The sequence below is a fragment of the Rhodococcus sp. NPDC059234 genome (assembly GCF_042754225.1).
In the GTDB taxonomy this organism is placed as follows: Bacteria; Actinomycetota; Actinomycetes; order Mycobacteriales; family Mycobacteriaceae; genus Rhodococcus_G.
On sequence record NZ_JBHZAH010000128.1, the window covers coordinates 1 to 13,079 of the forward strand.

Sequence of the window (13,079 nt, forward strand, 5' to 3'; positions counted from 1 at the left end):
CAGGCAAATGCAGGTGACCCCCTCAGTTGCTCGTGGACCTACTTCGAGGAGCCGCCCGACGAGCCGCTGCCGCCGGACGAGCCGCTGGAGAGGCTGTCGAGCGCAGTGAAGACGGTGTTGAGGCCACCGAAAAGGTCAGCGAGATCAGACGACATGGTCACTCCTGGTTTGTTCGGTACGTTCCTTCGGTGCTCGCCTGGGCGAGCGTCTTGGTATTTGTACCCGATGTGACCTTGCTGTGACCAGCGATTCCGAAATGAAATCCAGCATTTGGGCGGGTTGTCCTCCGTTGGGTGGACAGCGTTTGCCCGGTGAGCGCGTGCGTAGCGGTCAGCTGGAGATTCCCGGCAATCCGATGCTGCTGCCGACGTCCGGTCCGTTGGCGGTGCTGCCGCCGATGGCGAAGAACGGCAGGCCCAGGGAGGGGAGGATCGCGCTGAGGAAGTCGGGCATGGCTCACTCCTGGAGTCGGTGTGCGATGTGCGCCGGGTACTGGCGCGGGTCCGTTTTACCGCACCGGGGCCGCCCCCGTGGTCGATTCGGATCAGGATCGAAGTGTTGAACACCATTGCGGCGCAGTGGTGTTCGCGAACAGGGGCATGCTCCGGCGGGTCGTGCGGAACGGCGTGGGCAAATAACAATCAGTCGCGCTTGCTTTTTTCCTCCGGTGGGGTGATGCTGGACACAGCATCGTCGAGGGAGACTCATGGCCGACCTGAACACAGTCCTAGCTGACCTGCGCGCCGAGGGCGACGCTGTGGATGCGCTCGTCGCGGGCTTGGCGCCCCAGCGGTGGGCGACCGCCACCCCGGCCGCGGGGTGGACCATCGCACATCAGATCGGCCACCTGGCCTGGACCGATCGCGCTGCGCTGATGGCCGTCACCGACGCCGACGCCTTCGCCGCCTCGCTCGAGCTGGCCTGGGCCAACCCCACCGGCTTCGTGGACGAGGGCGCCGCGGTGGAGGCGGTCCGCCCGCCCGCCGAACTCCTCGCCGACTGGCGCAGCGGTCGTGACGCGCTCGCCGCGGCGCTGGCCGCCGTCCCGGCAGGGACGAAACTCGCCTGGTACGGGCCGCCGATGAGTGCGATGTCGATGGCCACGGCGCGCCTGATGGAGACCTGGGCGCACGGGCAGGACATCGCGGCGGCCCTCGGAGTGGACGTCGAGCCGACCAACCGGCTGCGCGCGATTGCGCATCTGGGTGTCCGCACACGCGACTTCGCGTACGCCGTCAACGAGCTCACGGCCCCGACGGAGGAGTTCCGGGTCGAACTCGCCGCACCGGAGGGTGGCGATGTCTGGATCTGGGGTCCGCCGGATGCGGCGCAACGCGTCACCGGGGCGGCCCACGACTTCTGTCTGCTGGTCACCCAGCGCGCGCACCGGGACGACCTCGAACTGACGGCGGTCGGGTCCGACGCCGAGGCCTGGCTCGGTATCGCGCAGGTCTTCGCCGGCCCGCCCGGGGCAGGCCGCGAGCGGAAGGCCGACGCATGAGCGCCCCCGTCCGGATCGGCAACTGCTCGGGTTTCTACGGTGATCGCATCACCGCGATGCGCGAGATGCTCGAGGGCGGCGACCTCGACTACCTGACCGGCGACTATCTGGCCGAGCTCACCATGCTCATCCTGGGCCGGGACCGGATGAAGGACCCGAACCTCGGCTACGCGAAGACGTTTCTCCGCCAGATGGAGGACTGCCTCGGGCTGGCGGTCGAGAAGGGCGTCCGGATCGTGGTCAACGCGGGCGGACTCAACCCGGCCGGGCTGACCGTCCGGTTGCGGGAGATGGCCGACAAGCTGGGCGTGGCGGCGACGTTCGCCCACGTGGAGGGCGACGATCTCACCGGCCGCGCCGCGGAACTCGGTCTGGGACAGCCACTGACCGCCAATGCGTACCTGGGAGCCTGGGGCATCGTGGAGTGCCTGAACTCCGGGGCCGACGTCGTGGTCACCGGGCGTGTCACCGACGCCTCGGTGATCATCGGACCGGCCGCGGCCCACTTCGGTTGGGGACGCACCGACTACGACCGGCTCGCCGGGGCGGTCGTCGCGGGACACGTCATCGAGTGCGGAACCCAGGCCACCGGCGGCAACTACGCCTTCTTCCAGGAGATCGCGGACCTCACCAGGCCCGGATTCCCGATCGCCGAGATCCGCAGCGACGGGTCGTCGGTGATCACCAAGCACGACGGCACCGGGGGTGCGGTCTCCGTCGGCACCGTGACAGCGCAGCTGATGTACGAGATCCAGGGCGCCCGCTACGCGGGCCCGGACGTCACCACCCGCCTCGACACCGTCACCCTGACCCAGGCGGGTCCGGACCGAGTCGAGATCGGGCCGGTCGTCGGCGAGGCCCCGCCGCCGCAGCTGAAGGTCTCGCTCAACACCCTCGGCGGTTTCCGCAACGAAATGGCCTTCGTGCTCACCGGTCTCGACATCGAGGCCAAGGCGGAACTGGCACGCAAGCAACTCGAGTCGTGGCTGACCGTCCGGCCCGCGGAACTCGACTGGGAACTGGCCCGGCTGGACCGCCCGAACGCCGCGACGGAGGAACAGGCCAGCGCCGTCCTGCGCTGCGTCGTTCGGGATCCCGACCCCGACAAGGTGGGGCGGGCGTTCTCCAGTGTCGCCGTCGAGCTCGCACTGGCCAGCTACCCCGGCTGCACCTTCACCTCGATGCCGGGCAACGGTGCGCCCTACGGCGTCTTCACGCCGGGATACGTGGACGCGCAGCAGGTTCCGCACATCGCCGTGCTGCCGGACGGCACCCGGGTCGACGTCGCCCAGGCGGTCGACACCCGCATTCTCGACGCGGTCGAGGGCCCGGCGCTGCCGGAGCCGTTGCCGGTGGGGCCCGTCCGCGAGGTGCCGCTCGGCGCCATCGCGGCGGCCCGCAGCGGTGACAAGGGCGGCAACGCCAACATCGGGGTCTGGGTTCGTACCGACGAGCAGTGGCGTTGGCTCGCACACGAGCTCACCGTCGATCGTCTCCGAGTGATGCTGCCCGAGACCGCGGACCTGACGATCACCCGGACCGTGCTGCCGGCGCTGCGGGCGGTCAACTTCGTCATCGAGGGAATTCTCGGACAGGGTGTGGCCTACCAGGCCCGGTTCGATCCACAGGCGAAGGGACTCGCGGAATGGCTACGGTCCCGGCACATTCCGGTGCCCCAGACACTCATCGACTCCCAGGAGCAGGCGTAGTGACCGACGCATGGAACGACCCGCAGCGCAGTGAACTGCGCGCGACCGTCCGCAGGTTCATGGACAAGGAAGTTCTGCCGCACCAGGACGAGTGGGAGCGAGCGGGTGAATTGCCGCGTGAGTTGCACCGGCGGGCAGGCGAACTGGGGCTGCTCGGGGTGTCGTTCCCCGAGTCGGTCGGCGGCGGTGGCGGCGAGCCGATCGACGCGATGGTCGTGTGCGAGGAGATGCACTACGCGGGGTGCTCGGGTGGGCTGTTCGCCTCCCTGTTCACCTGTGGCATCGCGTTGCCGCACCTCGTTGCCGCGGGCGATCGCGAGCAGATCGAGAAGTGGGTGCGGCCCACCCTCGCAGGAGATCTGATCGGCTCGCTGGCGATCACCGAGCCGGGCGGCGGGTCCGATGTGGGACACCTGACCACCCGGGCCGTCCGCGACGGAGACGACTTCATCGTCAACGGCGCCAAGACCTTCATCACCTCCGGCTGCCGAGCCGACTTCGTCGTCACCGCTGTCCGTACCGGCGGTGAGGGAGCAGGCGGTGTCTCACTGCTCGTGATCGAAAAGGACACACCGGGATTCACCGTCTCCCGCAAGCTGGAGAAGATGGGCTGGCTGGCCTCCGACACCGCGGAGCTCTCGTTCGTCGACTGCCGGGTGCCTGCCGCCAACCTGGTCGGTGCGGAGAACACCGGCTTCGCGCAGATCGCGCAGGCGTTCGTCACCGAGCGGGTCGCGCTCGCCGCCCAGGCCTACGCGAGTGCCCAGCGTTGCCTCGACCTGACCGCGCAGTGGTGCCGGGACCGCGAGACCTTCGGCAGGCCACTGATCACCCGGCAGTCCGTGCAGAACACGCTGTCGGAGATGGCACGCAAGATCGACGTCGCGCGGGTCTACACCCGTTCGGTGGTCGACAGGTACACCGCCGGCGACGTCAACCTGATCGCCGAGGTCTGCTTCGCGAAGAACACCGCCGTCGAGACCGGCGAATGGGTGGCGCACGAGGCCGTCCAGTTGTTCGGGGGACTCGGCTACATGCGCGAGAGCGAGGTCGAGCGGCAGTACCGCGACATGCGCATCCTCGGCATCGGCGGCGGCACCAACGAGATCCTGACCTCCCTGGCGGCGAAGCTGCTGGGATTCCAAGCCTGACCAGACCACCGACGACACACTGGGGTAGCAATGACGGTAGTGAGATCGACGCTTGACACGGCCGGTGAGGACTTCCTCGCCGCGGCGGAGTCGATGCAAACCAAACTCGCCGAGGTGCAGGTCGAGTTCGACAAGGCGCTCGCCGGTGGCGGGCCGAAATCGGTGGAGCGCCACCACAAGCGGGGCAAACTGCTCGCGCGCGAACGGATCGAGCTGCTGATCGACCCGGACTCGCCGTTCCTCGAACTCTGCACGCTGGCCGCCTGGGGCAGTGATTTCCCGGTCGGCGCCAACGTGGTCACCGGCATCGGCGTGGTCGAGGGCGTCGAATGCATGATCGTCGCGAACGACCCGACTTCCCGCGGCGGCGCCAGTAACCCGTGGACGATCAAGAAGAGCTTCCGGATCAACGAGATCGTCGAGCAGAACCGGCTTCCGGTGATCTCGCTGGTCGAGTCGGGCGGCGCGGACCTGCCCACCCAGAAGGAGGTCTTCATCCCCGGAGGCCGGATGTTCCGCGACCTCACCCGGGCCTCGGCGGCCGGAATTCCCACCGTGTCCCTGGTGTTCGGCAACTCGACCGCGGGCGGGGCGTACATCCCCGGCATGTCCGACCACGTCGTGATGATCAAAGAACAGTCCAAGGTGTTCCTCGGCGGCCCGCCGCTGGTCAAGATGGCCACCGGTGAGGAGTCCGACGACGAATCGCTCGGCGGCGCCGAGATGCATGCCCGTAAGTCCGGGCTGGCGGACTACTTCGCCCAGGACGAGTACGACGCGATCCGCATCGGCCGCAACATCGTCAAGCGGCTCAACTGGAAGAAGCAGGGCCCGGCGCCTCGCACGGAGGTCATCCCACCGCTGCACGACCCGGAGGACCTGCTCGGAATCGTGCCGACCGACCTGAAGGTGCCGTTCGACCCGCGCGAGGTGATCGCCCGGATCGTCGACGGCTCCGACTTCGACGAGTTCAAGGCGATGTACGGCAGCTCACTGGTCACGGGATGGGCGGAACTGCACGGGTACCCGGTCGGGATCCTCGCCAACGCGCGAGGCGTGCTGTTCTCCGAGGAGGCGCAGAAGGCGACCCAGTTCATCCAGCTGGCCAACCGGTCCGACACCCCGCTGATCTTCCTGCACAACACCACCGGTTACATGGTCGGCAAGGAGTACGAGCAGGGCGGCATCATCAAGCACGGTGCGATGATGATCAACGCCGTGTCCAACTCGACGGTGCCGCACATCTCGATCCTGATGGGCGCCTCGTACGGAGCCGGGCACTACGGCATGTGTGGTCGCGCCTACGATCCGCGGTTCCTGTTCTCCTGGCCGAGCGCCAAGTCCGCCGTGATGGGCCCCGCTCAGCTGGCGGGCGTCGTGTCGATGGTGATGCGGGGCAGTGCGGAAGCCAAGGGACTGCCCTTCGACGAGGAAGCCGACAAGGGCATGCGCGCAATGATCGAGGCGCAGATCGAGGCGGAGTCGTTGCCGCTGTTCCTGTCCGGCCGTGTGTACGACGACGGCATCATCGACCCGCGCGACACGCGCACCGTGCTGGGTCTCTGTCTCTCGGCGATTGCCACCGCCCCGATCGAAGGCACCGAGAACTTCGGTGTCTTCAGAATGTGAGCGCCGCCTCCATGTCCGACCAGATCACCTCCGTCCTCGTCGCCAATCGCGGCGAGATCGCCCGGCGCGTGTTCGCCTCTGCCCGGAGCGCGGGCCTGGCCACGGTGGCCGTCTACTCAGACGCCGACGAGAACTCACCGCACGTGCGCGAGGCCGACGCCGCGGTCCGACTGCCGGGCAACACCCCCGCGCAGACCTACCTGCGCGGGGAACTGATCATCGCGGCGGCGAAGGCGGCCGGTGCCGACGCCGTCCACCCGGGTTACGGATTCCTCTCCGAGAACGCGGAATTCGCGAAGGCCGTCCAGGACGCCGGCCTGACCTGGATCGGCCCGCCGGTCAAGGCCATCGAGCTGATGGGCTCGAAGGTCGAGTCCAAGAAGATGATGGATGCGGCGGGCGTTCCGGTGCTCGCCGAGCTCGATCCCGCACAGGTGAGCGAGGATCAGTTGCCGGTGCTGATCAAGGCCTCCGCCGGCGGCGGAGGTCGCGGCATGCGGGTGGTGCGCACCCTCGCCGAGTTGCCCGGACAGCTCGAGGGGGCGCGGGCCGAGGCCGCGTCGGCCTTCGGCGATCCCACGGTCTTCTGCGAGCGCTACCTCGAGACCGGCCGGCACATCGAGGTGCAGGTGATGGCCGACGCGCACGGCACCGTCTGGGCGGTGGGGGAGCGCGAGTGCTCTATCCAGCGCAGGCACCAGAAGGTCGTCGAAGAGGCGCCCTCCCCTCTGGTCGAACGGATTCCGGCGATGCGCGCCAAGCTGTTCCAGGCGGCCGTCGACGCAGCTGCCGCGATCGGGTACGAGGGCGCGGGCACCGTCGAGTTCCTCGCGGACGAGGACGGTGGCTTCTTCTTCCTCGAGATGAACACCCGACTGCAGGTCGAGCACCCGGTCACCGAGCTGACGACCGGATTGGACCTGGTCGAGCTGCAGCTGCAGGTGGCGCAGGGCGTGCCGCTCGGTGAGCAGCCACCCGCCCAGCACGGCCATGCCATCGAGGTCCGGCTGTACGCGGAGGACCCGGCGCAGGGCTGGCAGCCGCAGAGCGGCACCGTGCATCGATTCGAGATCCCCGGTGTGGACACCGAATTCGGCGTTCCGCTCGCGGCACGTGGCCTGCGACTGGACTCGGGCGTCGTGGACGGATCGGTCGTCGGGGTGTTCTACGATCCGATGCTCGCAAAGGTGATCGCGTGGGCTCCGACCCGGTCGGCCGCCGCACTGCAGCTGGCGTCGGCGTTGTCGCGCGCGAAGATTCACGGCCTGGTTACCAACCGCGACCTGTTGGTCAACGTGCTGCGTCATTCCGCCTTCCTGGCCGGGGAGACCGACACCGCCTTCTTCGACCGACACGGTCTCGACGCGCTGTCCGCCCCGGTCGCCGCCGAGGAGTCGGAGCGGGTCTCTGCGCTGGCCGCGACGCTGGCCCAGGCGGTGGCGAACCGACTGGCGGCGCCCGTCAACGGCGCCCTGCCGAGCGGCTGGCGCAACGTGTCCTCGCAGCCGCTGCGGAAGGTGTACGAAAGCGCTTCCGGCACCTACGAAGTGGACTACCGGCTGACCCGTAGCGGCGAACTGGTCACCGAGTTCGTGCCGGGTGCGGAACTCGAGTCCGTCACCCCGGAGATCGTCGTGCTGACCGTCGACGGACTGCGTCGTCGATTCGACGTGGCCCGCTACGGCGACCAGGTGTGCGTCGACTCGCCGCTCGGCGCGGCCACGTTCACCGCGGTGCCGACCTTCGTCGACCCGGCGTCGGTGGTTGCGGCCGGATCGTTGCTCGCGCCCATGCCCGGCACCGTGATTCGGCTCGGCGCCGCCGCCGGCGATCGAGTGAGCGCGGGCCAGCCCATCCTGTGGCTCGAGGCCATGAAGATGGAGCACACCATCGCGGCACCCGCGGACGGCGTGCTCACCGAATTGGACGTCGTCGTCGGCCAGCAGGTCGACGTCGGGGCAGTCCTCGCCATTGTCGAAGAACCCACCGCAGAAACCGCAACCGAGGAGAGCGCATGAGTTTCATCGAGACCGACGAGCAGAAGGAACTCCGCGCCGCGGTTTCCAAACTCGGTGAGCGCTTCAACTACATCGACTACGTGCTGCCGCGCTCGCGCAAGGGCGAGCCGCTGACCGAGCTGTGGAACGAGGCGGGCAAGCTCGGTTTCCTCGGGGTCAACCTGCCCGAGGAGTACGGGGGTGGAGGCGCGGGGATCTACGAGCTCGCGCTGGTCCAAGAGGAGCTGGCCGCGCACGGCGCGGGGCTGCTGCTCGTGGTGGTCTCGCCCGCGATCTGCGGCACCATCATCGGCAAGTACGGGACCGACGAGCAGAAGCAGCAGTGGCTGCCGGGCCTGGCCGACGGCAGCAAGATCATGGCGTTCGGGATCACCGAGGCCGATGCGGGCTCCAACTCGCACCAGATCTCGACCACGGCCCGGCGCGACGGCGCCGACTGGATCCTGACCGGGAACAAGGTCTTCATCTCGGGCGTGGACCAGGCGGACGCGGTGCTGATCGTGGCGCGGACCGAGGACCACAAGACCGGCAAGCTCAAGCCGGCGCTGTTCATCGTGCCGACCGACACCGAGAACTTCGTCAAGACGCCGATGGAAATGGACGTCATCGAGCCGGACCACCAGTTCACGCTGTTCCTCGACGAGGTCCGGGTGCCGGGTGAGGCACTGGTCGGATCGGAGGACGCCGCGTTGATGCAGTTGTTCGCCGGCCTGAACCCGGAGCGGATCCTCGGGGCGTCGATGGCGATCGGCGTGGGCCGGTACGCGATCGATGCCGCCGTGAAGTACGCGAAGGAGCGCACCGTCTGGAAGACCCCGATCGGGGCGCACCAGGGCATCGCGCATCCACTCGCCCAGGCGAAGATCGAGCTGGAGCTCGCCAAGCTGATGATGCAGAAGGCCGCGGTGCTCTACGACAACGGTGACGACTTCGGTGCGGCAGAGGCCGCGAACATGGCGAAGTACGCGGCCGCCGAGGCCAGTATCAAGGCGCTCGACCAGGCCATCCAGACGCATGGTGGTGCCGGGCTCAGCAAGGAGTACGGACTGGCCGCCATGCTCGGGGCGGCTCGGATCGCGCGGGTGGCGCCGGTGAGCCGCGAGATGATCCTCAACTTCGTCTCCCAGCACTCGCTCGGGCTGCCGAGGTCGTACTAGACATGACCGACGTCAGCGAACGGTACGTCCGCTACGAGGTGGCCGACGGGTTCGCGACCGTCACGCTGGACTCGCCGCACAACCGCAATGCCATTTCCGCGCGGTTGGTCGGCGAGCTCCGGCGGGCGCTCGCGGATGCCGCTGCGAACGACGCGGTCCGGGCGGTGGTGCTCACCCACACCGGGAGCACCTTCTGCGCGGGCGCCGATCTGTCGGAGGCGGCGGCGACGCCGGACGCGGACCCCGCCGAGCTCGCGGCGCAGCGCACCGCGCAGATGACCGACCTGCTGCGGGAGTTCCTCGAGCTGCCCAAACCGATCGTGGCGCGCATCGACGGGCACGTCCGGGCCGGCGGCATGGGGCTGGTCGGTGCCTGCGACCTGGTGGTCGCGGGCCCGTCGAGCACCTTCGCACTGACCGAGGCACGACTCGGCCTGGCCGCGTCGATCATCTCGTTGACCGTGCTGCCTCGCCTGACCTCCCGCGCGGCCGGGCGCTACTTCCTCACGGGGGAGAAGTTCGGCCCCGCGCAGGCCGAGGCGATCGGTCTGATCACCGCGGCGACGGAGGATCCGGGGGCAACGGTCGACGAACTGCTCGCGGCCCTGCGACAGGGTTCGCCGCAGGGGCTCGCCGAGTCGAAGAAGCTCACCACCATGCGGCTGCTCGCCGATTTCGACCGGGATGCCGCGGAGTTGGCCGCGCAGTCGGCGCGGCTGTTCGGCTCCGAGGAGGCACGTGAGGGCATGACGGCCTTCTTCGAGAAGCGATCGCCGCGCTGGGTGCGGGGCGAATAGCCATGGGCAGCCACGAACGAACCCCCGCACGATTCGTTGTGCGCGGGTTCGTTCGTGGCACCGCACACACCACGTGTTCCGGCGCACCGCGAAACGGGGTGACAGCCGATGCGTGAACCCCAGCAGGACCGCAGCCGCGTGACACGTCAGCGGCTGCTCGAGGCGACCACCGAGTGTCTTGCAGAGCAGGGATGGGCTGCGACAACGGTCGGCGTGGTCGCTGGGCGGGCGGGTGTGTCCCGGGGTGCGGCGCAGCACCATTTTCCGACGCGTGAGGACCTCATTACCGCCGCTCTCGAGTACGTGTTCGATACGAGGATGCAGATCGCACGTGACGAGGCGATCGGCCTACCCGAGGGCGCTGGAAGGACCGCCGCTGTGGTCGCGCGGTTGGTGGACTACTACACGGGGACCCTGTTCAAGGCAGCGCTCCAGGTGTGGACGGCGGCTGCGTCCGACCCCGCGCTGCGGGAGCGGGTACTGCCGCTGGAGGACCGGTTCGGCCGTACCGCCCACCGAATGGCAGTCGACCAGCTCGGCGTCGACGGTTCCGACCCCGCCGTTCGCGCCCTCGTGCAGGCGACGTTGGACCTCGCTCGCGGTCTCGGCCTCGCCGACGTCCTGACGGACGACTCCGCTCGACGCGTCGAAGTCGTCAAGCAGTGGGCGACTTCGCTGGACGAGCAATTGCAGGCTCTGTCGAGGTAGGGCGTGTCCTTCGGCTCCGGGCGAGGTCTACCGGCCAGCTGTCGGTCGGGTGAATGAATTTCGCGTCCGACCCGAATCTCTACTGCACCCTCTCCGTGCGGTCGAACTTCAACGTCATGTCGATGATGCTGGGGCTCTGAGAATTCTCGCGACCGTTTGGCTCCGAGGCGGCGTGCGAGGGCATGATGGCCCTAGTCCAGGAGCGACAGTCGCGCTGGTCGGAGGGATGGGAGCACTGGGGAATGGCGATGGACCGCGAACCGAAGCAGGACCGTAGCCGGGCCACCCGGCTACGACTGCTCGAGGCGACCATCGACTGCCTCGCCACGCAGGGGTGGGCCGCGACGACGGTGTCGGTCGTCGCCGAGCAGGCGGGGGTCTCCCGCGGCGCCGCCCAGCACCATTTCCCCACCCGCGAGGATCTGATCACCGCGGCGCTGGAGTTCATGTTCGACGGTCGAATGGCGGAGATTCGTCAGGAGGCTGTCGGGCTTCCGCTCGGGCCGGGGCGAACCGAGGCGGTGGTGTCCCGGATGGTCGAGTACTTCACCGGTCCGCTGTTCCGGGCGGCGCTGCAGGTGTGGACCGCTGCCGCGGCGGACGACGCGCTACGGCAACGGGTGGTCCCGTTGGAGGCGAAGTTCGGTCGTGTTGCGCACCGCGTCACGGTGGAACTACTCGGGGCCGACGACACGGATCCGGTGGCGCACCGACTGGTCCAGGCGACGCTCGACCTGGCCCGCGGACTCGGGCTGGCGGACGTGCTGACCGACGACTCGGTGCGGCGCTCCCACGTCATCCGACAGTGGGCGGTGACCCTCGACGCGGTGTTGGGGCAGCCGGCAGTGAGCTGAACCCCGTAGTACTGGACGGTCGTTAAAAGCGCATCGGCGCCGGTTGTGTCCGATACTGTGCGGCAGGGGGTCGCACAGGAGGCCGGGAACATTGTCGATACAGCTCACTGCCGACGATGCGGTACACGTCTACGCGGAGGATCAGGGCGCGCAGACCAAGATCACGGACGTATACGTCTTCGATTCGGCCGGTGCGGATCTGACGTACGACGCGCTGCTGACCTGGGTGTCGGGACGGATCGGCCGGTGCCCGCCGATCTTCCGGCAGCGGTTGGTGCGAGTGCCCGGTGACCTCGACTACCCGTACTGGGCGCGCGACCCGCACTTCGACCTACGCAACCACGTGACCCTGACCGCGGCGGCGGCTCCCGGGTGGGACGCGGTGATGCACCAGATCAGTGACGTCGTCGACGGACCCGTCGAACTGACTCGCCCGCCGTGGGAACTGCATGTGATCACCCACATTTCGGGGATCGCGGACCTGCCTGAGAACGCCTGGGTGGCGGTGCTGAAGTTCCACCACTGCGTCGGCGATGCAACCGAGACGGTGCGGCTCGGGCGCTTGCTGTTCGCGCGCGACCTCGAGCCTGTCGAGCCGGACTCGTGCACGTCGACGGACCGCTCCCGACTGTCGATGCTGGGCGTCGCGGTGTGGCGGGGACCGCGGAGCGCGATCCGGCTCGTCTCCGGGCTCGCGAAGCTTCGCCGGGACAGTCGCGCGGCCGCCGACCGGGCCGAACCGGTCGAGGTCCGGGGGTCCGCCCGGGAGTGGCCGCGAACACGATTCAACCGGCCGCTGACCTCGACGCTGCAGTTCGGTCGAGTGGTCTTCGACCTTCGGACGGTCAAGGCGGTGCAGGCGCACTGCCCGGGGGGCACGGTCAACGACATCGCTTTGTCCGTCGTCGCAGGCGCGATGTCCGCGTATCTCGCCGAGGCGGGGGAGAACCCGGACGGCTCGCTCGGGGCCAGGGTGCCGCGGTCCACGCGGTCGGCGCGCGACTCCAGATCCGGAAATCGCTTCTCGGTGCTCTCCGTCGATCTGCACACCGACATCGCCGACCCCGCGGAGAGGCTACGGGCGATCCAGGTCTCGGCGCGTGCGGAGAAGGAAGAACTCGAGAACCGGGAGGGCTCCCAGATCGGCTCCTCGCTCGACGCTCTGCCGGCGCCGTACATGCGGATGGCGCTGCGAGCGGACGCGCGCGCCCGGCGAGCACGGCCGGTGGTCGTCGGTGGCAACACCTTGATCTCGAATGTCGGCCGCGGCGCCGCGGACGTGCAGTTGGTCGGGGCGCCCGTCGTCGACGCCTTCGGCATCCTCCCGATCACCGACGGGGCGGGTCTCAGTCACTTCGTGGCATCTATGGCCGATCGGCTGACGATCACGTTCACCGCGGACGCGGTCATGATGCCGGACCTGGATCGGTATGCGCTGCTGCTGCGCGACGCCTTCACGGAACTGGCGGATGGGTGTGACGAGGACGGCCGGAGGGTCGACGCTGCGATGTGAAACGGAGACCTCGGACGCGACAGGGCCCGCACTCGAATACCG

The 13,079-nt window shown here is 68.7% G+C and carries 11 protein-coding genes; 10 read left to right on the forward strand and 1 reads right to left on the reverse strand.

Going from position 1 to position 13,079, the window contains the following annotated elements; all coding sequences use genetic code 11:
• Positions 1–330: 330 nt before the first annotated feature.
• Positions 331–453 (reverse strand): hypothetical protein, encoded by a 123-nt coding sequence (locus ACFXGJ_RS21030; protein WP_378624234.1) that lies wholly within the window; start codon positions 451–453, stop codon positions 331–333.
• Between the two features lie 253 nt (positions 454–706).
• Between ACFXGJ_RS21030 and ACFXGJ_RS21035 the strand changes: the two genes are divergently transcribed.
• From ACFXGJ_RS21035 to ACFXGJ_RS21080, 10 genes are all read left to right on the forward strand, one after another.
• Positions 707–1,501, forward strand: a complete 795-nt coding sequence (locus ACFXGJ_RS21035) for a TIGR03084 family metal-binding protein (RefSeq protein WP_378624236.1) — start codon at positions 707–709, stop codon at positions 1,499–1,501.
• Positions 1,498–3,210, forward strand: a complete 1,713-nt coding sequence (locus ACFXGJ_RS21040) for an acyclic terpene utilization AtuA family protein (protein ID WP_378624238.1) — start codon at positions 1,498–1,500, stop codon at positions 3,208–3,210. Before ACFXGJ_RS21035 ends, ACFXGJ_RS21040 begins: the two co-directional genes overlap by 4 nt.
• Positions 3,210–4,361 (forward strand): acyl-CoA dehydrogenase family protein, encoded by a 1,152-nt coding sequence (locus ACFXGJ_RS21045; protein ID WP_378624240.1) that lies wholly within the window; start codon positions 3,210–3,212, stop codon positions 4,359–4,361. The genes ACFXGJ_RS21040 and ACFXGJ_RS21045 overlap by 1 nt, the downstream gene beginning before the upstream one ends.
• A 30-nt stretch (positions 4,362–4,391) precedes the next feature.
• Entirely contained in the window at positions 4,392–5,990 is a 1,599-nt protein-coding gene (locus tag ACFXGJ_RS21050) for an acyl-CoA carboxylase subunit beta (RefSeq protein ID WP_378624242.1), read from the forward strand.
• Between the two features lie 11 nt (positions 5,991–6,001).
• Positions 6,002–8,008, forward strand: coding sequence for a biotin carboxylase N-terminal domain-containing protein (locus tag ACFXGJ_RS21055; RefSeq protein ID WP_378624254.1), 2,007 nt, complete (start codon positions 6,002–6,004; stop codon positions 8,006–8,008).
• Positions 8,005–9,165 carry an acyl-CoA dehydrogenase family protein gene (locus ACFXGJ_RS21060; protein ID WP_378624244.1) on the forward strand — a complete coding sequence of 387 codons (1,161 nt, stop codon included), beginning with the start codon at positions 8,005–8,007 and terminating at the stop codon, positions 9,163–9,165. The genes ACFXGJ_RS21055 and ACFXGJ_RS21060 overlap by 4 nt, the downstream gene beginning before the upstream one ends.
• Before the next feature lie 2 nt (positions 9,166–9,167).
• Positions 9,168–9,962: an enoyl-CoA hydratase family protein gene (locus ACFXGJ_RS21065; RefSeq protein WP_378624246.1), complete on the forward strand. Its 795-nt coding sequence runs from the start codon at positions 9,168–9,170 to the stop codon at positions 9,960–9,962.
• 108 nt (positions 9,963–10,070) lie between these two features.
• A complete protein-coding gene (locus tag ACFXGJ_RS21070) occupies positions 10,071–10,670 on the forward strand; it encodes a TetR/AcrR family transcriptional regulator (RefSeq protein ID WP_378624248.1) in 600 nt (199 codons plus the stop codon).
• Between the two features lie 248 nt (positions 10,671–10,918).
• Positions 10,919–11,524, forward strand: a complete 606-nt coding sequence (locus ACFXGJ_RS21075; protein WP_378624250.1) for a TetR/AcrR family transcriptional regulator — start codon at positions 10,919–10,921, stop codon at positions 11,522–11,524.
• A gap of 91 nt (positions 11,525–11,615) precedes the next feature.
• Entirely contained in the window at positions 11,616–13,037 is a 1,422-nt protein-coding gene (locus ACFXGJ_RS21080) for a wax ester/triacylglycerol synthase family O-acyltransferase (RefSeq protein WP_378624252.1), read from the forward strand.
• Positions 13,038–13,079: the final 42 nt, after the last annotated feature.